Raw genomic sequence first — 19,828 nt, forward strand, 5'->3', positions numbered from 1 at the left:
TGGAGTACGACGCCCCGGGGGCATCATGGTCGCGCCTGTCTGAAACGTTCCTGCAGGAACGCCGCGTGGTGGGGCGGGTGGGACTCGAACCCACGGCCGACGGATTATGAGTCCGCTGCTCTAACCGGCTGAGCTACCGCCCCTAACGGCGCGTCGCGCACATTTGTGCGCGCCGTCTGCCGCAGCATAGCCGCTCATACGATCTCCTGCCTCGGATGGTCGGCAACGCACGACCATGAGGACCCCGTCGCGGCCCGCCCGGTTCCCCGGGGCATGAAAAAGGACCCTCAAGGGGTCCTTTTCACTGCTCTCCCGACTGGACTCGAACCAGTAACCTGCCGGTTAACAGCCGGCTGCTCTGCCAATTGAGCTACAGGAGACCGAGCTCCCCCGACTGGACTCGAACCAGTAACCTGCCGGTTAACAGCCGGCTGCTCTGCCAATTGAGCTACAGGGGAATGTCTCGTTGCATCGAACGTACCTACCCCGGGTGTCCCCGGGCGGCGTGCGCTCGCTGCGACACATACATTAGCGCAAGCAGGGGGGTGCTCCGCCAATCGGTTCCGCCCCGGGTGATCACGGGGCTGCACGGGTAGGCGCAGCACACGACGCCACAGCGACGTCAGACAGACGCCACAGAAGGGTGACCGCCATGCGCTACCGGCTCACGTTCGCCGTCGGACTCGTCGTCGGGTACGTGCTCGGGACCCGTGCCGGACGCGAGCGGTACGAGCAGCTGAAGAAGTCCGCCCGGCAGGTCGCCCAGAACCCGGCGGTCCGCAACACCGCGGAGTCGGCCGCGCAGAACGGCCGCGCGTACGCGGGCAAGGCGCTCCACGCGGTGAGCGAGAAGGTGTCCGAGAAGGTCGGGGACGGCGTGCCGGAGGCGGTCGCCAAGCGGGTGCGGGCGCTGCGCGAGCGCGGCCAGGGCTCCGCCGAGGACGACTGGGGCACCAGCAACACCTGACGGATCCCGCACACCGGCGGCGCTCGCCGGGGCCCCCGCCCGCAAGACCGGACCGCCGCGGGGCCCCGGTGGCCCCCGGCGTGATGCAGAATCGTGCGCATGGGGATAGTCGCCGGGCTGGACAGCTCTTCCGCCTTCACACGCATCGTCGTCTGCGACACCGACACCGGTGCCGTGCTGCGGCAGGGGTACGCCCCGCATCCCGTCGACCCGAAGGCCACCGAGGTCGATCCGCAGGCCTGGCTGCTCTCGCTCGGCGAGGCCGCGGCGGGCGGGCTGCTCGAAGGCGTGCAGGCCATCGGCGTGGCCGCCCAGCAGCACGCGCTGATCGCACTCGACGGGCAGGGCGCTCTCGTACGGGCGGCGCTGACCGGCAACGACAAGCGCGCCCAGGCCGGCGCGGCGGATCTGACCGACGCGCTCGGCGGGCGCGAGGCGTGGGCCAAGGCCGTCGGCTGTGTGCCGCAGGCCGCCCAGGCCGTGGCGAAGCTGCGCTGGCTGGCCCGTACCGAACCGGAGTCCGCCCAGCGCACCGCCGCGATCGTGCAGGCGCACGACTGGCTGGTGTGGCAGTTGCTCGGCCGTCCGGCCCGCCGCACCACCGACCGGGGCGCCGCCTCCGGCACCGGCTACTGGTCGGCCGCGACCGGCTTCTACCGCCCCGATCTCGTCGAGCTCGCGCTCGGCCACCACGTCGCGCTCCCCGAGGTGCTCGGCCCCTCCGACGCGGCCGGGACCACCCCCGAGGGGCTGCTGATCTCGGCCGGCACCGGCGAGACGATGGCCGCCGCGTTCGGGCTCGGCGTCGGGCCCGGCGACGCGGTCGTCTCGCTCGGCGCGTCGGGTTCCGTCATGGCCGTGCACCACGAGGCGCTGGCCGACCCGGCCGGGATGATTACGTCGTTCGCCGACGCCACCGGCCGCCATCTGCCGGTCGTGCATACGAGCAACGCGGTACGGGCGCTGCGCGGCACGGCGGAGATGCTCGGCACCGAGAGCCTGGAGGAGCTCTCCGCCCTTGCGCTGAAGTCCACTCCGGGCGCCTGCGGGCTCGTCCTGCTGCCGTATCTGGAGGGCGAGCGCACGCCCCGGCTGCCGCACGCGGCCGGCACGCTGGCGGGGCTGCGGCGCGAGTCGATGAAGCCCGAGCACCTGGCGCGGGCCGCCTTCGAGGGCATGCTCTGCTCGCTGGCGGACGCGCTCGACGTACTGCGGCTGCGCGGGGTCGAGGTGCGGCGGGTCTTCCTGCTCGGGGCCGCGGCCGAACTGCCCGCCGTACAGGCGGCGGCGCCCGCGATCCTGGGCACACAGGTGGTCGTCCCGCAGCCCGCCGAGTACGCGGCGCTCGGCGCGGCCCGGCAGGCGGCCTGGGCGCTCGGCGTCTCGCAGGGCACCCTCGCCGCGCACACCCCGCCGGCCTGGCAGGGCGCGGCCGCGCAGGTCTTCGAGCCGGGCGAGGAGCTGCCCGTGGGGCAGGCGGTGCGCCAGCAGTACATCGCGACGCGCGACGAGATCCACCCGGGCGCGTTCGACACGGGAGCCTGAGTTCGACGCGAGTGGCTGAGGCGGTGCTTCCGGTCGCCGGAGGCGGAGAATCAGCCGTACGGGGTGCTCTTCGGCGTGTCGTCTTGACTGCGCCGGAGGTCCCCTCTTGACTCATCCTTTTGACTCGCCCTTGGCTTAATCGCTTGAGGTTCCAGGGGTGGAGTGTCGCAAGATGGGGGGTCGAACCCCTCGATCTTGCCGACCCGGAGAGCCTCCACGTGCTCATACGACTCCTGCGGACCCATCTGGTTCCGTACAAGAAACCGATCGCGCTCCTGGTGCTGCTGCAGCTGCTCCAGACGTGCGCGACCCTCTATCTGCCGACCCTGAACGCCGACATCATCGACAACGGTGTCGTCGGCGGGGACACCGGTTACATCCTGGAGTTCGGCGGCATCATGATCGCCGTCAGCCTGGTCCAGGTGGTCTGCAACGTCGGCGCCGTCTACTTCGGCGCACGCACCGCGTCCGCCGTGGGCCGGGACATGCGGGCGGCCGTCTTCGGGCGCGTCCAGTCGTTCTCCTCGCGCGAGGTGGGCCACTTCGGGGCGCCGACCCTGATCACCCGGACCACCAACGACGTACAGCAGGTCCAGATGCTGACGCTGATGTCGTTCACGCTGATGGTGTCCGCGCCCATCATGTGCTTCGGCGGCATCATCATGGCGCTCGGCCAGGACGTGCCGCTGTCGGCGGTGCTGCTGGCCGTGGTGCCGGTGCTCGGCATCTCCGTCTCGCTGATCGTGCGCAGGATGCGACCGCTGTTCCGCACCATGCAGACCCGCCTGGACACGGTGAACCGCGTACTGCGCGAGCAGATCACCGGCAACCGTGTGATCAGGGCGTTCGTGAAGGACGACTACGAGAAGAACCGCTTCAAGGGCGCCAACACCGAGCTGACGGACGTCTCCCTGGGCACCGGCCGGCTGATGGCGCTGATGTTCCCCACGGTCATGACGGTGGTCAACGTCTCCTCGGTGGCCGTGGTGTGGTTCGGCGCCCACCGGATCGACAGCGGCTCCCTGCAGATCGGCCAGCTCACCGCGTTCCTCACGTATCTGATGCAGATCGTGATGGCCGTGATGATGGCCACGTTCATGTTCATGATGGTGCCGCGCGCCGAGGTCTGCGCCGAGCGCATCGAGGAGGTCCTCGCCACCGACACCAGTGTGGTCCCGCCGCTCTCGCCGGTGCGCGAGCTGCGCCGCAGCGGCCATCTGGAGGTCCGCGGCGCCGACTTCACCTACCCGGGCGCGGAGGAGTCCGTCCTGAACGGGGTGGACCTGGTGGCCCGTCCCGGCGAGACCACCGCGATCATCGGGTCTACGGGCAGCGGCAAGTCGACGCTGCTCGGGCTGGTGCCGCGGCTGTTCGACGTGACGGACGGCACGGTCCTGGTCGACGGCGAGGACGTGCGCGGAATCGATCCCGTACTGCTCGCCAAGACCGTGTCGATGGTGCCGCAGAAGCCGTATCTGTTCTCCGGGACGGTCGCGACCAATCTGCGGTACGGCAACCCCGACGCCACCGACGACGACCTGTGGCACGCCCTGGAGGTCGCCCAGGCCAAGGAGTTCGTCTCCGAGCTGGAGGGCGGGCTCAACGCGCCGATCGCGCAGGGCGGCACCAACGTCTCCGGCGGCCAGCGCCAGCGGCTCGCGATCGCGCGGACCCTGGTGCAGCGCCCGGAGATCTACCTCTTCGACGACTCGTTCTCGGCGCTCGACTACGCGACGGACGCGGCCCTGCGGGCGGCGCTGCTGCACGAGACGCGCGAGGCGACCGTCGTGATCGTGGCCCAGCGGGTCTCCACGATCCGCGACGCCGACCGGATCGTCGTCCTGGACGAGGGCCGGGTCGTCGGCACCGGCCGCCACCACGAGCTGATGGCCGAGAACGAGACGTACCGGGAGATCGTGCTCTCCCAGCTGACGGAGGCCGAGGCGGCATGAGCGGAAACATGGCCCGGATGATGGGTCAGGGCGACGGCAAACGCTCGATGGACTTCAAGGGCTCCTCGAAGCGGCTGCTGCGGCAACTCGCCCCGGAGAAGGGCACGCTCTATGTGATGGTCGTCGCCGCGGTGCTCAGCGTCGCGCTGTCGGTGGTCGGGCCGAAGATCCTCGGCAAGGCGACCGACCTGGTCTTCGCAGGCGTCGTCGGCCGGCAGATGCCGGACGGGACGACCAAGGAGCAGGCTCTCGACCGGCTGCGCGAGAAGGGCGACGGCGGGCTCGCCGACATGCTCTCCGGGGTGGACTTCACCCCCGGCCACGGCATCGACTTCGGCTCGGTCGGCGGGGTGCTGCTCTGGGCGCTCGCGGTGTACGTGGGCGCGGGGCTGCTGATGCTGGTGGCGACCCGGCTCTCCAACCGGGCGATCAACCGCACGGTGTTCCGGATGCGCGAGCAGGTGCAGGCGAAGCTGTCGCGGCTGCCGCTGTCGTACTTCGACCGCGCCAAGCGCGGCGAGGTGCTCAGCCGCGCCACCAACGACATCGACAACATCTCGCAGACGATGCAGCAGACGATGGGCCAGCTCATCAACTCACTGCTCACCATCGTCGGCGTGCTCGCGATGATGTTCTGGATCTCGCCGCTGCTCGCCCTGGTGGCGCTGGCGACCGTACCGCTGTCGGTGGTCGTCGCGACGAAGATCGGCAAGCGGTCGCAGCCGCAGTTCGTGCAGCAGTGGAAGACCACGGGCCGGCTCAACGCGCACGTGGAGGAGATGTACACCGGGCACACCCTGGTGAAGGTCTTCGGGCGCCAGGAGGAGTCGGCGCGGCAGTTCGACGAGCAGAACGAGGCGCTGTACGAGGCCGGGTTCAAGGCGCAGTTCAACAGCGGTGTGATGCAGCCGCTGATGATGTTCATCTCGAACCTGAACTACGTCCTGGTCGCGGTCGTCGGCGGGCTGCGGGTCGCCTCCGGCGCGCTGTCGATCGGCGATGTGCAGGCGTTCATCCAGTACTCGCGGCAGTTCTCGATGCCGCTCACCCAGGTCGCCTCGATGGCGAACCTGGTGCAGTCGGGGGTCGCCTCCGCCGAGCGGATCTTCGAACTGCTCGACGCGGACGAGCAGGAGCCGGAGCCGGACGCGCAGTCGGCCGAGCGGCCGGTGGAGCGGCGCGGCGCGGTGACGCTGGAGAAGGTGGCGTTCCGCTACGACCCGCAGAAGCCGCTCATCGACGACCTGTCGCTGAAGGTCGAGCCGGGCCAGACGGTCGCGATCGTCGGCCCGACCGGCGCGGGCAAGACGACGCTGGTCAACCTGCTGATGCGGTTCTACGACGTGACGGACGGGCGGATCACCCTGGACGGGGTGGACGCGGCCCGGATGTCGCGCGAGGAGCTGCGCTCGGGCATCGGCATGGTCCTCCAGGACACCTGGCTGTTCGGCGGCACCATCGCGGACAACATCGCGTACGGGGCGTCGCGGCCGGTCACCCGCGAGGAGATCGAGGAGGCGGCCCGGGCCGCCCACGCGGACCGGTTCGTACGGACGCTGCCGGACGGCTACGACACAGTGATCGACGACGAGGGTACGGGGGTGAGCGCGGGCGAGAAGCAGCTGATCACCATCGCCCGGGCGTTCCTGTCCGACCCGGTGATCCTGGTGCTGGACGAGGCGACGAGTTCGGTGGACACCCGGACCGAGGTGCTGATCCAGAAGGCGATGGCGCGGCTCGCCCACGGGCGCACGAGCTTTGTGATCGCCCACCGGCTGTCGACCATTCGCGACGCCGACGTGATCCTGGTGATGGAGAACGGGTCCATCGTCGAACAGGGCACGCACGACGAGCTGCTGGCGGCGGACGGGGCCTACGCGCGGCTGTACGCGGCGCAGTTCGCGCAGGCGGTGGCGGAGGTCGACTGAGGCCGGGGCGGGGGCGGGCCCGGAGCCCGGCCCCGCCCGCTCAGTCCAGATAACCGCGCAGCTGGTCCGCGAACGCGTGGTCGCGGAGCTTGTTGAGCGTCTTCGACTCGATCTGGCGGATGCGCTCGCGCGTGACGCCGAAGATGCGGCCGATCTCCTCCAGCGTGCGCGGGCGCCCGTCCGCGAGCCCGTAGCGCAGCTGGACCACCTTGCGCTCGCGCTCGCCCAGCGTGGACAGCACCGCCTCCAGGTGTTCACGCAGGAGCAGGAAGGCCGCGGACTCCACGGGGGACGCCGCGTCGCCGTCCTCGATCAGGTCGCCGAGCGCGACGTCGTCCTCCTCGCCCACGGGTGCGTGCAGCGAGACCGGCTCCTGGGCGAGCCGCAGCACCTCGCTCACGCGCTCGGGCGCCAGGTCGAGCTGTGCGGCCACTTCCTCCGGCGTCGGCTCGTAGCCGCGCTCCTGGAGCATCCGGCGCTGCACCCGGACGACCCGGTTGATCAGCTCCACCACGTGGACGGGGACGCGGATCGTACGGGCCTGGTCGGCCAGCGCGCGGGACATGGCCTGGCGGATCCACCACGTCGCGTACGTGGAGAACTTGTAGCCGCGCGCGTAGTCGAACTTCTCGACCGCGCGGATCAGTCCGAGGTTTCCCTCCTGGACCAGGTCGAGCATGGTGAGCCCGCGGCCGACGTAGCGTTTGGCGACGGAGACGACCAGGCGCAGGTTCGCCTCGATGAGGCGGCGTTTGGACATCCGGCCCATGACCACCAACTTGTCGAGATCCACGGCGAGTTGGGAGTCCAGGTCCGGGGTGTTGCCGAGCTTCTCCTCGGCGAACAGGCCAGCTTCCACCCGGCGGGCGAGCTCGACCTCCTCGACAGCGGTGAGCAGCGGGATCCGGCCGATCTCACGCAGGTACTGCCGGAAGAGGTCGGATGACGGGCCGCCGGTGTCCACCCGTCCGGGCACCCTTTCGGGCGGCTCCGGCACGTCCACCACGTCGTCGACGATCTCGACGGCGGGCGCTTCGGCTTCGGGGTGGAGCACGGCCCGGGTCTGCGGGGGCACGGTGGCCATGACGTCGTTGTCGGTCAGGGTCTGGGTCTGCACGGGGGCGACCTCCAGGGTGATCGCTGCCGGATCGGGGGCGTGCGGCAGCGGGACGGGGGCGGCCGGGCCGCTGTCCGTCCCGTACACGATGAGCGGATCCGCGGGGGTGAGGTACCCACCTTCGGTGGGCCGGCCGCGCTCCGAGGACTCAGGCACCGCACCCCAGTGTGGGGTAAGACACATCTCCGCCACGAGGGGCGTGCGGTGACTTTTTGAAGCCGGTCCGTGACCGGGCGGTTACCCGAGCGGCAGCGGCTCGCGCCGCGCTGTTGCGGGTTCGGGTACCCCGGCGCCGGTCGGGTAAGCGGTCCGGGGCGCCCGGGACGGGCCGCGCGCCGGCCTCAGAGGGCTTCGGAGCCCCGGTTGCGCAGCGCCTGCCCGTACTGCTGGAGGACCCACAACTCGTTCTGCACGGCGGCCAGTCGCTCCGGGTCGCCGTTCTGCCCGAGACGCGCCAGGGTGCCCTGGATGTCGAGGAGGCGGCGGTCGACGGCCCGGCGGCGGACGGCCACCAGCTGCTCGCCCGCGTACGCCTCGTCGACCACGCGCGCGTGGATGGCCTCCACGGCGAGCTCGGTGACGAGCGCGCGGACCGTGTCGTTGGGGGCCGAGTCCATGACCGCCGGGAGGTAGTCGGAGGGGGCGTCCGTGGCGCCGCCCGCGTCCATGACGCACTGGCGCACCGCCGCGTACGGCGGGGCCGTGAACTCGTCCACGCCGTACGCGTCGAAGGCCGGGGAGACCAGGTGCGGGTGCTGGAGGGCGAGCTTGAGGAGCTCGCGCTCGGTGCGGTGGGCGGGGCTGCGCAGGTTCAGGGCGGGGCCGGAGGGGGCGGCGGACGGGGCCTGCACCTCCCCGTACTCGCGACGGCGGTCCGGGGCCGGGCCCTTGCCGCCGCGGTCGCGGGCCCAACGGGCCAGCTGGCCCACGCGCTTGACCACGAACTGGGTGTCCAGGATGCCGAGGATGCCGGCCAGCTGGACGGCCACCTCGTGCTGGGAGGCGATGTTCTTGATGCGGGCGACGATCGGGGCGGCCTCGTCGAGGGCGGCCGCACGCCCCGCCGGGGTCTCCAGGTCGTACCGCTGCACGATCTGGCGGATCGCGAACTCGAAGAGCGGGGTGCGCGGCTGCACCAGGTCCGCGACCGCCTCATCGCCCTTGGCCAGGCGCAGGTCGCAGGGGTCCATGCCGTCGGGGGCGATGGCGATGTAGGTCTCGGCGGCGAACTTCTGGTCGTCCTCGAAGGCGCGCAGGGCGGCCTTCTGGCCCGCCGCGTCACCGTCGAAGGTGAAGATCACGCGCGCGCTGCCGTTGTCCATCAGGAGGCGGCGCAGGATCTTGATGTGGTCGCCGCCGAAGGCCGTGCCGCAGGTGGCGATGGCGGTGGTGACCCCGGCGAGGTGACAGGCCATCACATCGGTGTAGCCCTCGACGACCACCGCGCGGCTGGACTTGGCGATGTCCTTCTTGGCCAGGTCGATCCCGTACAGGACCTGCGACTTCTTGTAGATCGCGGTCTCGGGGGTGTTGAGGTACTTGGGGCCGTTGTCGTCGTCGCGGAGCTTGCGGGCGCCGAAGCCGACCACTTCGCCCGAGACGTCGCGGATCGGCCACATCAGCCGGCCGCGGAAGCGGTCGATGGGGCCGCGGCGGCCCTCCTGGGAGAGCCCGGAGAGGGTCAGCTCCTTGTCGCTGAAGCCCTTGCCGCGCAGGAAGCGGGTGAGGTGGTCCCAGCCCGCCGGGCTGTAGCCGACGTCGAAGTGGGCGGCGGCGGCCTGGTCGAAGCCGCGCTCGGCGAGGAACTTGCGGCCGATCTCGGCCTCGGGGCTGGTGCCCAGCTGTTCGATGTAGAACTGCGCGGCGACCTTGTGCGCCTCGACCAGGCGGATGCGCTCACCGCGCTGGTGGGAGGGGTTGTAGCCGCCCTCCTCGTAGCGCAGGGTGATGCCCGCGGTGGCGGCCAGGCGCTCGACGGCCTCGGAGAACGACAGGTGGTCGATCTTCCGGACGAAGGCGATCGTGTCGCCGCCTTCCTGGCAGCCGAAGCAGTGGAAGAGACCCTTGCTCGGGCTGACCTGGAAGGACGGGGACTTCTCGTCGTGGAACGGGCAGAGGCCCTTGAGGTTGCCGCCGCCCGCGTTGCGCAGCTGGAGGTACTCGGACACGACGGCGTCGATCGGGACCGCGTCCCGGACCGCCTTCACGTCGTCATCGTTGATCCTGCCAGCCACGCACGAAGTCTACGTGGCAGCGGTGACAGTCAGGACTAGTCAGGACTGGTCGGGCAGCAGGTCTCCCAGGGGCACGGACGGGTCCGCGAGCCGGTCGGGGTCCACCTGGACGCCCTTGGTTCCGGCCCTGATCAGGCCCTGGATCGACTCTGTGACGTCCCACACATTCACGTTCATCCCCGCCAGCACCCGCCGCTCCTTCAGCCAGAAGGCGATGAACTCGCGCTTGCCCGCGTCGCCCCTGAGCACCACCTGGTCGTACGAGCCGGGGGGCGCCCAGCCCGAGTACTCCAGGCCCAGGTCGTACTGGTCGGAGAAGAAGTACGGCACGCGGTCGTAGCTGACCTCCTGGCCCAGCATCGCTCGCGCGGCGGCCGGGCCGCCGTTGAGGGCGTTGGCCCAGTGCTCCACGCGCAGCCGGGTGTCGAGCAGCGGATGGTGGGAGGCGGCCACGTCTCCGGCGGCGAAGATGTCCGGGTCGGAGGTGCGCAGCGAGGCGTCGACGGCGATCCCGCCGCCGTCGGCGCGGTCGACGAGGGCGAGCCCCGCGTTCTCGGCGAGGGCGGTGCGCGGGGCGGCGCCGATCGCGGCGAGCACGTCGTGCGCCGGGTGCTCCTCGCCGTCGTCGGTGCGGGCGGCGAGGACCATGCCGTCCTGGCCGGTGATCTCGGTGAGCCGGGCGCCGAAGTGGAAGCGGACTCCGTGCTCGGCGTGCAGATCGGTGAAGATCTGGCCGAGCTCGGGGCCGATGACCTGGTGCAGCGGGGTCTGCTCGGGCTCGACGACGGTGACCTCCGCCCCGTATCCGCGCGCGGCGGCGGCGACCTCCAGGCCGATCCAGCCGGCCCCGGCGATCACCAGGTGGCCGTTGTCGCGGCCCAGCGCCTTGAGCATGTTGCGCAGCCGCTCGGAGTGGGCGAGGCGGCGCAGGTGGTGGACGCCCGCGAGGTCGGTGCCGGGGATGTCGAGGCGGCGGGGCTCGGAGCCGGTGGCGAGCAGCAGCTTGTCGTAGCCGATGAGGGTGCCGTCGCCGAGCCGGACGGTCCTGGCCTCACGGTCGATGGCGGTGACGGTCTGGCCGAGGTGGAGCTCCACGTCGTTCTGCGCGTACCAGGCGGGCTCGTGGACGAAGACGCTGTCGCGCTCCTCCTTGCCGGAGAGGAACCCCTTGGACAGGGGAGGCCGTTCGTACGGGTGCTCCCGCTCGTCGCCGATGAGGATCACCCGGCCGTTGAACCCCTCGGCGCGCAGGGTCTCGGCGGCCTTGGCCCCGGCCAGTCCTCCACCGACAATGACAAATGTCCGGTCTGCGTCGACCACTTGATGCCTCCTCGTTGCTCAACCGCCATCTGCGAGCGTCCCGCACGGAGCGTGATGGGGGAAGAGGGCTTGCTCCGTTGGGGGCGCCGAGTGGCCTGGCTTCATCGGTGCGTCATAGGTGTGTCATAGGTGTGTCATACGTACGTCGTACGGGGGCGAAAGCGCCTTCCACCGTGCCTCATCCGCGCCGCGCGGTGAGTCTGGCGTGCAGGGACAGGGCGGCCGCGTCGGTCAGGGACGCGATCTGGTCGACGATGACCCGTTTGCGGGCGCGGTCGTCGGGGGCGGTCGCGAAGAGCGCGCGGAACTGCGGGTCGAGCCCCTCGGCGGGTGCGCGCGCGGTGAGCGCTTCGGCCAGTTCGGCCAGAATGATGCGCTGGTCGGCGCGGAGCCGCTCCTGCTCGTCGCGCTGCATCACATAGCGGTCGGCCACCGCCTTGAGCACCGCGCACTCGTTGCGCGTCGCGCGCGGCACGACCAGCTCCGCCCCGTACCTGGTGAGCCGCCCGGAGCCTCCCCCAGAGCCTGAAGGGCCTGGGCGGTGCCCCCAGTGCTCGCGGGTCGCGCCCTCGGCCGCCAGGCAGAACCGGCCGATGAGCTGGCTGGTGGCGTCCTTGAGGCGGGCCTGGGCGACCGCCGAGCCGTCGTACCCGTGCGGCCACCACTCCTCGTCGATCAGCCGGTCGAGGGCGTCCGCGAGCTCCTGCGGGGCGGTGTCCGCCGGCACGTACCGCCCGATCGCCACGCGCCAGATGTCCTGCCGCTCGGGCTCGGAGAAGAGCAGGTTGGGGTCGATGTGGCCGGCGTGCAGCCCGTCCTCGAAGTCGTGGACCGAGTACGCCACGTCGTCCGACCAGTCCATGACCTGGGCCTCGAAGCACTTGCGGTGGGGCTCGGAGCCCTGGCGCACCCAGTCGTAGACCGGCAGGTCGTCCTCGTAGACCCCGAACTTCACGGACTGCGGGTCGGTGGGGTGGCCGCCGCGCGGCCAGGGGTACTTGGTGGCCGCGTCCAGGGCGGCCCTGGTGAGGTTGAGGCCGACGCTGACGGGCTCGCCGGCGCCCTCGCCGCGCACGAAGCGCTTGGGCTCCAGACGGGTCAGCAGGCGCAGCGACTGCGCGTTGCCCTCGAAGCCGCCGCAGTCCTTGGCGAAGTCGTTGAGCGCCTGCTCGCCGTTGTGCCCGAAGGGCGGGTGGCCCATGTCGTGCGAGAGGCAGGCCGCCTCGACGAGGTCGGGGTCGCAGCCGAGGGCGGCGCCGAGCTCGCGGCCGACCTGGGCGCACTCCAGGGAGTGGGTGAGCCGGGTGCGCGGGCTCGCGTCCCACAGCTGTCCGGTCACACCGGGCGTCACGACCTGCGTCTTGCCCGCCAGACGGCGCAGCGCCCCGGAGTGCAGCACGCGCGCGCGGTCGCGCTGGAAGGCGGTGCGGCCCGGCCGTTTGTCTGGCTCGACGGCCCACCGCTCGACGTCGGACGGGTCGTAGCCGGGGTGGTGTGCTGCGATGCCTTCCATGCACCGACAGTAAACGGAACCACTGACAACCGGGGCAGGACGGTAATCAGGCCGTGGCGAGTTCGCGGTGCGGGGCGGCGAACGGGGCCGCGGCGAGGGCCTGGTCGTAGCGGGTCAGGACGAGGCGGGCGACGGCCGGGTGCGCGCCGAGCGGGGCGGCGGCGACACCGCGCGCGTGGGCGGCGCTCTGGGTGGCGAACCGGCCGGGCGCGGTGAAGTACGACGCGATCGCGACCCGGTGGCGGCCGCGCGCGGCGAGCGCCCGCAGCGCCTCGGGGACGGTGGGGGCGGCGGCCGAGGCGTAGGCGGGTATCACCGGCACCCCGCCGAGGCGCTCGCTCAGCATCGCGGCGGTGCGGCGGGTGTCGGCGGCCGACTCGGGGTCGCGCGACCCGGCCCCGGCGAGCACGACTCCCCCGGCGCCACGCGCGCGCGGGTCGTCGTCCCACCCGGCCTCGACGAGCCGCTCGTACAGCGCCTCGACGAGCAGCGGGTGCGGGCCGAGCGGCCGCGCGACGCGGGCGCGCAGCCGGGGGGCGTCGGCGACGGCCGCCGGGATGTCCTGCTTGACGTGGTAGCCGCGGCTCAGCAGCAGCGGTACGAGGACGGCGCGGCCCGCGCCGAGCTCGGCGAGCGTGGCGGGCAGCGCGGGCTCGTCGATCTCGATGTGGCCGAGCCGTACGTCGAGCCCGGGGCGCAGTTCGCGGACCAGGTCGAGCAGGGCGGTGACGGTGCGCAGGGCCCGGGGGTCGCGGCTGCCGTGCGCGACGGCGACCAGGGCGGGCCGGGCGGGGGCCGGCCGGGAAGTCGTGGGCATCGGCTTGCGGCTCCCGTTCAGTCGGACGTGGCTGAGCTGGCTGCCCAGTTGGGCGGCGATGCGGGTGACGAGTTCGGCTGTGCTGTCGAGTGGCAGCGACTGGCCGGCGGACAAGAACTGCGACTGAGTCTCCGGTTCCATCTCCGTCATGGACCGATCCTGCCGGGCCCACATTGCCATGTCGTTGCGCCGTGGTGACGAGTGTTTTCCGTCGCCTCACGGGGGCGGGGCGGGCGGTGGGATCGGGAGCGCCCCCGGGACACCGGGCAGAACCGCCCGCCCCTCCCCTGCGTCCGATCACTCGGAAACCGCCGAACCGCTCGAACACCGTCGAAACCCAGGGGGAACCTCATGCGCCTGCCGCGCACTCGCGTACGGATCGGGCTGCCGCGCACCCGCACCGGGCAGCGGCGGGCCGTGCAGGCCGTCGCGGCGCTGTGCACCCTCGCGCTGGCGCCCGCCGCGTGGATGTTCACGGCCGCCGACGGCAAGGTCGGCACCGTGGCGCGGGCGCCCGCGTCCGGGGTCGCGGTGGTGTTCGGGGCCGGGCTGTGGGACGGCGAGCCGTCGCCGTACCTGGCGCACCGCCTCGACGCGGCGGTCGAGCTGTACCGCGCCGGGAAGGTCAGGGCGGTCCTGGTGACCGGGGACAACGGGCGGGCCGAGTACGACGAGCCGGACGCGATGCGCGCGTACCTGGTCAAGCACGGTGTCCCGGACCAGCGGGTGGTCAGCGACTTCGCCGGGTTCGACACCTGGGACTCCTGTGTACGGGCCAGGAAGATCTTCGGGGTGGAGCGCGCGGTGCTGGTCAGCCAGGGTTTCCACATCCGGCGGGCGGTCGCGCTGTGCGAGGCCGCCGGGGTCGACTCGTACGGGGTCGCGGTCGACGCCGTGCACGACACCACCTGGTACTACGGCTCCACCCGCGAGGTGTTCGCGGCGGGCAAGGCCGCCCTGGACGCCGCTTTCAAGCCCGATCCGCGTTTCCTCGGGCCGAAGGAGAGCGGGGTGGCGCGGGCGCTGGCCGACGGGCGCTGAGCCAGTCGCCACTGGGCAGCGGTGTGCCGTGCGTCCGCAGCTCGCGGGCCAGCGGGGCCGCCGCCAGATAGACCCAGGCGCGGGCGGTGCCCCCGCCCGGCAGCTCGACGGTCCGCGCCACCCGGTCGTACAGGTTCCTGGGGTCGCCCGGCCCGTAGCACTCCTCCAACTGGTCGAGCACCCGCAGGACTTGGCCGTACTCCTCGGGGAGCGGCGTGATGAGCGCGCCGGTGACGACGCCGTCCCCCCGCGTCGCGTACGGATAGCCGGGCCCCTCGTACAGCACCGCCCCCGGCAGCCGCGCGGGCGCCTCGGAGGCGGTGCGGCCGGTCAGCAGGCGCAGGTAGTAGCGCTCGCCGGGGCGCAGGGTGCCGTAGACGAAGAACGGGAGGCCGCCGTCCCGGGGCGGCCCGTCGGCCGGTGTCACAGACGCTCTCCCTCGGGGTGACGGGGGCCTCCGGCCTGGCCGAAAGTCCCTGTTCGGACGGCTGAAGCTGTGCGTACGCACAGCTGTTACACAGTGTCCCGGGTTCCGTGATGATCCGGTTCTACCGTTGATTGTCGCGGCCGGCGGATCCGGCCGGTCCCCCGCCCCCGCCCTCTGTCACCAGGCCGTCCCGCCATGATCCAGTGCCTCCGCGCCACCGCGGCCGTCGCCGTGCTCGCCGTCTGCGTCCTCGCGGTGAGCGGCTGTGGCGCGCCCACCGGGCTCGGCGACGGCGGCGCCGCGCCGCCCGTGGCCGCGCAGCCGACGCCGCAGCCGCTGTGGCCCAACTGGTCCGACGGCGCCCGCAAGCGGCCCGGCGCCGGCGACCCGGCCGGGAAGCAGCCGCCGCCTGCGCCGCTGGCCAAGGGGCCCGAGGTGCCGAAGGAGGGGCTCGTGGCGGTCGACCCGTACGAGGTGCTGCGGGCCGATCCCCGTACCAAGGCGCTCGGCCGGCGCGAGAAGATCCACCGCCCGGGGCAGCCCGGTATCCGCCCGCCCGTCCTGCGCGATCTGACCGGCGACGGTTCGCCGGAGCTGATCGTCTCCGCCGATCTGGAGAGCGGCCGCACGGTGATGGCGGTCTACACGGCCCGCGCCGGCAAGGTCGTCCCGGTCCTCTACACCGTGGGCAAGGGGCTCGCGGTGGAGACCGTCGGCACCGACCTGGTGGTCCGCAGCGCCGCCGACGACGGCGCCGAACAGGCCGTCCGCTACCGGTGGGACGGGGCGCGGCTGGCATCGGTGAGCGACATCAAGACGTACAAGCGGGACGAGAGCGCCCCGGCGCCGGAGGGCGGGCCGTGAGGGCCGCCCCGCGCACGTGGCGCTGCCGGGCTGATTCCGCGCGCCCCGGCCGTCGGCTCCGGGCCGCCCGGCGGGCCTTCCGCGCGCGCCGGGCCCTCACGCGCCGCACCCCCGCGCGGCTCGCCCGGTCGGTGTGGGCGGGCTCGCGCGCCCTCGTCCGGCGCGTCCGCGCCTTCTCCCAGGGGCTCAGCCTGCGCTGGAAGATCGCCGCGGCGCTCGCGGGCGGGTGCGCGCTCGTCGCCGTCGCCATCGGGCTCCTGATCCACCAGGCGCGGGTCGCGCAGACGGTGACGACGGCCCGCGAGTCGGCGACGGCGCAGCTGGTACGGGTGCGCCAGCTGTACGAGCTGACCGGCCAGGTCGACCAGAGCGACGCCGACGCGGCGGTGGACGACGGGCGGCTGCCGTCCGCGCTGCGCGGGTCGGCGCTGGCGGGCCGCCGCAGCACCTTCGTCGACCTGGACGGGCCCGACCCGGCCGTGTGGGCGGCGCGGCCGATCGGCGGCCAGGTGCTGTCGGTACGGCTGCCGCTGGCCGCCGAGCGGGCCGATCTGCGGGAGTTCGACCGGGAGCTGGTCGCCTGGGGCGCGCTCGTGGTGGCGCTCGCGGCGCTCGGCGGGGCCGGGCTCGCCAGCCGCCTCAGCCGGGAGCTGCGTACGGCCGCGGCCACCGCGCGCCGGATCTCCCGGGGCGAACTCGACGCCAGGATCGGCCAGTCGGGCCCGGACACCGCCCGCAACGAGGTGGCGGAGCTGGCCCGCGCGGTCGACACGATGGCCGCGTCGCTCCAGCGGCGGCTTGAGGCGGAGCAGCGGTTCACCGCCGATGTGGCGCACGAGCTGCGCACGCCGCTGACCGGGCTGCACACCGCCGCCGAACTGCTGCCGCCGAGCCGCCCCACCGAGCTGGTGCGCGACCGGGTCGCCGCGCTGCGCACGCTCACCGAGGACCTCCTCGAAATCGCCCGCCTCGACGCGCGCGTGGAGCGGCCCGCGCTTGAGATACGGCCGCTGGGGGCGCTGGTCGAGGGGATCCTGCGGCGCTGCGGGTTCGCGGTGGAGCTGGTGGACGTCGACGGTCGCGAGGACACGCTGGTACGGACGGACCCGCGCCGCCTGGAGCGGATCGTCGCCAACCTGGTGGCCAACGCCCGCCGCCACGGGGCGTCGCCGGTCGAGGTCACGGTGACCGGGACGACCGTGACGGTCCGGGACCACGGGCCGGGCTTCCCCTCGCACGTGCTGCGCGACGGTCCCCAGCGATTCGTTACGGGCTCGCAGGAGCGGGGGCAGGGGTCGGGGTTGGGGCTGACGATTGCCCTCGGGCAGGCGGACGTGATCGGGGCGGAGGTGACGCTTCGCAACGCGGAGTCGGGCGGGGCGGTGGCGACGGTGGCGCTGCCGGGGGCTTAGCACGTCGGGGCTACGCCCCTTTTGGGCCCGGTGTTCGCCTGCGGGCCGGTGGGGGTTGCTCGCGCAGTTCCCCGCGCCCCCAAACCCCCGTCAATCCGCGGACCGTGCTCGCTCCTCGCGCAGTTCCCCGCGCCCCTAAGAATGCCGCTGCGCGGCATCCCCCCTGGGCGCCCCGCAGGGGCGCATCCAGGGGCGCGGGGAACTGCGCGAGCAACCACCCACGGTCCGCAGGCGAACTCCGGGCTAAAGAAAGGGCGCACCCCGGAGGGCCCCGCCCTATGGACACCACCTGTCATGTACCCCTAAAACTGATGCGGCATCAGCTTTACCCGAGCAGCCCCCCCCATGACCGAGGAGCCCGATGAGACCGACCCGGAACGCATCGCGCCTCACCACCGCCGGGATAGCCGTCGCGGCCGGTGCCATGCTCGCCGCCGCGCTCGCCCCCGTCTCCGCCGTGGCCGAACCCCGGCCGCAGGTCCCCTCCCGTGACGCCGCCGTCCGGGACGCCGACAGCGCCGTCGGCGCGCACGCGGACGCGCTCGCCGTGACCGCCGCCCAGGGCACGTCCGTACGGGACGTGATCGTGGACCCCGACGGCAGCCGACACGTGCGCTACGACCGCACGTACCGCGGACTGCCCGTGCTCGGCGGCGACTTCGTCGTCCACCTCTCCCCCACCGGTGCCTACCGCGGCGCCGACCGGGCCGTGGCGAACGACCTCGCCGTGCCCACCGTCACCCCCGCGCTCTCCGCGCCCCGCGCCGCCGGCCTCGCCTCCGCCGAGCTGCGCGCGGCCCACCAGGGCCTGAAGGGTCTGACCGCCAAGCCCGAGCTCGTCGTCGACGCGCTGCACGGCACGCCCAAGCTCGCCTGGCGCACCCAGACCGCCGCCCGGGACTCGCTGGGCAACCCGGTCGCGCGCGTGGTCCTCACCGACGCCCGCACCGGCGCCCGCATCGACGCCTGGGACTCCATCGAGACCGCGTCCGGCGACGGCAAGTCGCTGTACGGCGGGACCGTGCCCCTGGAGACCACGCTGTCCGGGTCCTCGTACCAGCTCAAGGATCCCACCCGCGGCAACACCTACACCGGTGACGCCCAGAACAAGACGGACCTGTGCATCTTCGGCATCTGCTTCGTCCGGGCGCCCGCCGTCGTGTTCACCGACGCCGACAACCACTGGGGCAGCGGCGCCAACACCGACCGCTCCACGGCCGCCGTGGACGCCCAGTACGGCACCAACACGACCTGGGACTACTACAAGAACGTCCACGGCCGCAACGGCATCGCCGGAGACGGGAAGGGCTCGTACAACCGCGTCCACTACGGCAGCAACTACAACAACGCCTTCTGGGACGACAGCTGCTTCTGCATGACGTACGGCGACGGCGACGGCACCACGTTCGGGCCGCTCGTCGCCCTCGACGTGGCCGGGCACGAGATGTCGCACGGCGTCACCTCCAAGACCGCCGCCCTCACCTACTCCGGTGAGTCCGGCGGCCTCAACGAGGCCACCAGCGACATCATGGGCACCATGGTCGAGTGGTACGCGGCCAACGCCGGCGACCAGGGCGACTACCTCATCGGCGAGAAGATCGTGAAGCCGGGCTTCGGCAAGCCCGCCCTGCGCTTCATGGACAAGCCCTCGACCGACACCAAGTCGGCGGACTGCTGGTACTCGGGCATCGGCAACCTCGACGTCCACTACTCCTCCGGAGTGGCCAACCACTTCGCCTATCTGCTCTCCGAGGGCAGCGGCGCCAAGGTGATCAACGGCGTCTCGTACAACAGCCCCACCTGCAACGGCTCCTCGGTCTCCGGCATCGGCCACGACAAGGTCGGCAAGATCTGGTACCGGGCCCTGAGCGTCTACATGACGTCCTCCACCAACTACGCGGCCGCCCGCACGGCGACCCTCAACGCGGCGAAGGACCTCTACGGCAGCGGCAGCGCCGAACAGAACGCGGTCGCCGCCGCCTGGTCGGCGGTCGCCGTCGGCTGACCCCGCACCCCGCTCCCCCGTCCGTACGCCGGGCTCAAGCGGCGTACGGACGGGACTCCTTGGCGTCCCGCAGCGTCCGTCCCCACCAGCCGAGCTGGTCCAGGAGCCGCTTGACGGCCGCCTCCGGCTCGGCGGGCTCGCGCAGCTCGCCGTCGGGCTCGAAGAGGCCGCGGGCGTGGTGGAAGCTGACCGTGTCCCGGACCGTGACCGCGTGCATCTCGGCGAAGACCTGGCGCAGCTGCTCGACGGCCCGCAGACCGCCCGACATCCCGCCGTAGGAGACGAAGCCGACCGGCTTGGCCTGCCACTGGACGTAGTGCCAGTCGATGAGGTTCTTGATCGAGGCCGGGAAGGAGTGGTTGTACTCGGGGGTGAGGACGAGGAAGGCGTCGGCCCGCGCGAGCTTGGGCGTGACGGTGTCGAGGACCGCCTTGACGGGCGGCGCCGGGTCGTACGAGAGCGAGGTCGGCAGGGCGATCTCGGCCAGGTCGATCAGCTCGACCTCGAAGTCGTCGCGCTCGCGCAGCCGGGCGAGCAGCCACTCCCCGACGACCGGGCCGAAACGGCCCTCGCGGTTGGAGCCGAGGATGACGGCGAGGCGGAGCGGGGCGGCGGAGACGGCGGCGGTGGGCTCCATGACGGGAGCGGTGGTGATGTCCATGCCGAGGAGCCTCACACCTCGACTT

15 protein-coding genes and 3 tRNA genes are annotated in these 19,828 nt (G+C 72.4%); 8 read left to right on the forward strand and 10 right to left on the reverse strand.

Annotation, left to right across the window (positions count from 1 at the left end; translation table 11 throughout):
- Positions 1-66: 66 nt before the first annotated feature.
- The 3 genes from OG965_RS15055 to OG965_RS15065 form a co-directional block, all read right to left on the reverse strand.
- Positions 67-143 (reverse strand) — tRNA-Ile (locus OG965_RS15055).
- A gap of 164 nt (positions 144-307) precedes the next feature.
- Positions 308-380, reverse strand: a tRNA-Asn gene (locus OG965_RS15060).
- A gap of 5 nt (positions 381-385) precedes the next feature.
- Positions 386-458 (reverse strand) — tRNA-Asn (locus OG965_RS15065).
- A gap of 194 nt (positions 459-652) precedes the next feature.
- Between OG965_RS15065 and OG965_RS15070 the strand changes: the two genes are divergently transcribed.
- The 4 genes from OG965_RS15070 to OG965_RS15085 all read left to right on the forward strand — a co-directional run bounded on the left by OG965_RS15070 (position 653) and on the right by OG965_RS15085 (position 6,392).
- Positions 653-967, forward strand: a complete 315-nt coding sequence (locus OG965_RS15070) for a YtxH domain-containing protein (protein WP_371652581.1) — start codon at positions 653-655, stop codon at positions 965-967.
- A gap of 99 nt (positions 968-1,066) precedes the next feature.
- The gene (locus OG965_RS15075; protein WP_371652582.1) at positions 1,067-2,512 is read left to right on the forward strand and encodes an FGGY family carbohydrate kinase; all 1,446 of its coding nucleotides are present in this window, start codon (positions 1,067-1,069) and stop codon (positions 2,510-2,512) included.
- Between the two features lie 218 nt (positions 2,513-2,730).
- Positions 2,731-4,464: an ABC transporter ATP-binding protein gene (locus OG965_RS15080; protein WP_371652583.1), complete on the forward strand. Its 1,734-nt coding sequence runs from the start codon at positions 2,731-2,733 to the stop codon at positions 4,462-4,464.
- On the forward strand, positions 4,461-6,392 hold the full coding sequence (locus OG965_RS15085; RefSeq protein ID WP_371652584.1) for an ABC transporter ATP-binding protein: 1,932 nt from the start codon (positions 4,461-4,463) through the stop codon (positions 6,390-6,392). The genes OG965_RS15080 and OG965_RS15085 overlap by 4 nt, the downstream gene beginning before the upstream one ends.
- A 40-nt stretch (positions 6,393-6,432) precedes the next feature.
- Here OG965_RS15085 and OG965_RS15090 read toward each other — a convergent pair whose 3' ends face one another.
- The 5 genes from OG965_RS15090 to OG965_RS15110 all read right to left on the reverse strand — a co-directional run bounded on the left by OG965_RS15090 (position 6,433) and on the right by OG965_RS15110 (position 13,543).
- Positions 6,433-7,665 carry an RNA polymerase sigma factor gene (locus OG965_RS15090; protein ID WP_371652585.1) on the reverse strand — a complete coding sequence of 411 codons (1,233 nt, stop codon included), beginning with the start codon at positions 7,663-7,665 and terminating at the stop codon, positions 6,433-6,435.
- A 185-nt stretch (positions 7,666-7,850) separates the two neighbouring features.
- Positions 7,851-9,743, reverse strand: a complete 1,893-nt coding sequence (gene dnaG, locus OG965_RS15095) for a DNA primase (protein ID WP_371652586.1) — start codon at positions 9,741-9,743, stop codon at positions 7,851-7,853.
- A gap of 39 nt (positions 9,744-9,782) precedes the next feature.
- Entirely contained in the window at positions 9,783-11,063 is a 1,281-nt protein-coding gene (locus OG965_RS15100; RefSeq protein ID WP_371652587.1) for an NAD(P)/FAD-dependent oxidoreductase, read from the reverse strand.
- 178 nt (positions 11,064-11,241) lie between these two features.
- Complete coding sequence (locus tag OG965_RS15105; RefSeq protein ID WP_371652588.1) at positions 11,242-12,576, reverse strand: deoxyguanosinetriphosphate triphosphohydrolase; 1,335 nt, start codon at positions 12,574-12,576, stop codon at positions 11,242-11,244.
- A 46-nt stretch (positions 12,577-12,622) separates the two neighbouring features.
- Positions 12,623-13,543 (reverse strand): sirohydrochlorin chelatase, encoded by a 921-nt coding sequence (locus OG965_RS15110; protein WP_371652589.1) that lies wholly within the window; start codon positions 13,541-13,543, stop codon positions 12,623-12,625.
- 201 nt (positions 13,544-13,744) lie between these two features.
- Between OG965_RS15110 and OG965_RS15115 the strand changes: the two genes are divergently transcribed.
- Positions 13,745-14,434, forward strand: a complete 690-nt coding sequence (locus OG965_RS15115; RefSeq protein ID WP_371652590.1) for a vancomycin high temperature exclusion protein — start codon at positions 13,745-13,747, stop codon at positions 14,432-14,434.
- On the opposite strand, the gene OG965_RS15120 is transcribed toward OG965_RS15115, so the two are convergent.
- Positions 14,364-14,861 carry a gamma-glutamylcyclotransferase family protein gene (locus OG965_RS15120; protein ID WP_371652591.1) on the reverse strand — a complete coding sequence of 166 codons (498 nt, stop codon included), beginning with the start codon at positions 14,859-14,861 and terminating at the stop codon, positions 14,364-14,366. The two genes, OG965_RS15115 and OG965_RS15120, sit on opposite strands and share 71 nt — an antisense overlap.
- Positions 14,862-15,056: 195 nt before the next feature.
- Here OG965_RS15120 and OG965_RS15125 point away from each other — a divergent pair, with 195 nt between their 5' ends.
- The 3 genes from OG965_RS15125 (at position 15,057) to OG965_RS15135 (ending at position 19,142) form a co-directional block, all read left to right on the forward strand.
- Positions 15,057-15,725: a hypothetical protein gene (locus OG965_RS15125; RefSeq protein WP_371652592.1), complete on the forward strand. Its 669-nt coding sequence runs from the start codon at positions 15,057-15,059 to the stop codon at positions 15,723-15,725.
- The gene (locus tag OG965_RS15130; protein WP_371652593.1) at positions 15,722-17,137 is read left to right on the forward strand and encodes a sensor histidine kinase; all 1,416 of its coding nucleotides are present in this window, start codon (positions 15,722-15,724) and stop codon (positions 17,135-17,137) included. The genes OG965_RS15125 and OG965_RS15130 overlap by 4 nt, the downstream gene beginning before the upstream one ends.
- Before the next feature lie 361 nt (positions 17,138-17,498).
- Entirely contained in the window at positions 17,499-19,142 is a 1,644-nt protein-coding gene (locus tag OG965_RS15135; RefSeq protein ID WP_371652594.1) for a M4 family metallopeptidase, read from the forward strand.
- Between the two features lie 34 nt (positions 19,143-19,176).
- Here the strand turns inward: OG965_RS15135 and OG965_RS15140 are convergent, their stop codons facing one another.
- A complete protein-coding gene (locus tag OG965_RS15140; protein ID WP_371652595.1) occupies positions 19,177-19,803 on the reverse strand; it encodes an NADPH-dependent FMN reductase in 627 nt (208 codons plus the stop codon).
- Positions 19,804-19,828: the final 25 nt, after the last annotated feature.

Source organism: Streptomyces sp. NBC_00224, assembly GCF_041435195.1.
Taxonomy (GTDB): Bacteria; Actinomycetota; Actinomycetes; order Streptomycetales; family Streptomycetaceae; genus Streptomyces.

Coding starts and splice junctions, on each gene's coding strand:
- OG965_RS15070 (WP_371652581.1), top strand. CDS start 653: ATGCGCTACCGGCTCACGTTCGCCGTCGGACTCGTCGTCGGGTACGTG.
- OG965_RS15075 (WP_371652582.1), top strand. CDS start 1,067: ATGGGGATAGTCGCCGGGCTGGACAGCTCTTCCGCCTTCACACGCATC.
- OG965_RS15110 (WP_371652589.1), bottom strand. CDS start 13,543: ATGACGGAGATGGAACCGGAGACTCAGTCGCAGTTCTTGTCCGCCGGC.
- OG965_RS15105 (WP_371652588.1), bottom strand. CDS start 12,576: ATGGAAGGCATCGCAGCACACCACCCCGGCTACGACCCGTCCGACGTC.
- OG965_RS15125 (WP_371652592.1), top strand. CDS start 15,057: ATGATCCAGTGCCTCCGCGCCACCGCGGCCGTCGCCGTGCTCGCCGTC.
- OG965_RS15135 (WP_371652594.1), top strand. CDS start 17,499: ATGAGACCGACCCGGAACGCATCGCGCCTCACCACCGCCGGGATAGCC.
- OG965_RS15115 (WP_371652590.1), top strand. CDS start 13,745: ATGCGCCTGCCGCGCACTCGCGTACGGATCGGGCTGCCGCGCACCCGC.
- OG965_RS15085 (WP_371652584.1), top strand. CDS start 4,461: ATGAGCGGAAACATGGCCCGGATGATGGGTCAGGGCGACGGCAAACGC.
- OG965_RS15140 (WP_371652595.1), bottom strand. CDS start 19,803: ATGGACATCACCACCGCTCCCGTCATGGAGCCCACCGCCGCCGTCTCC.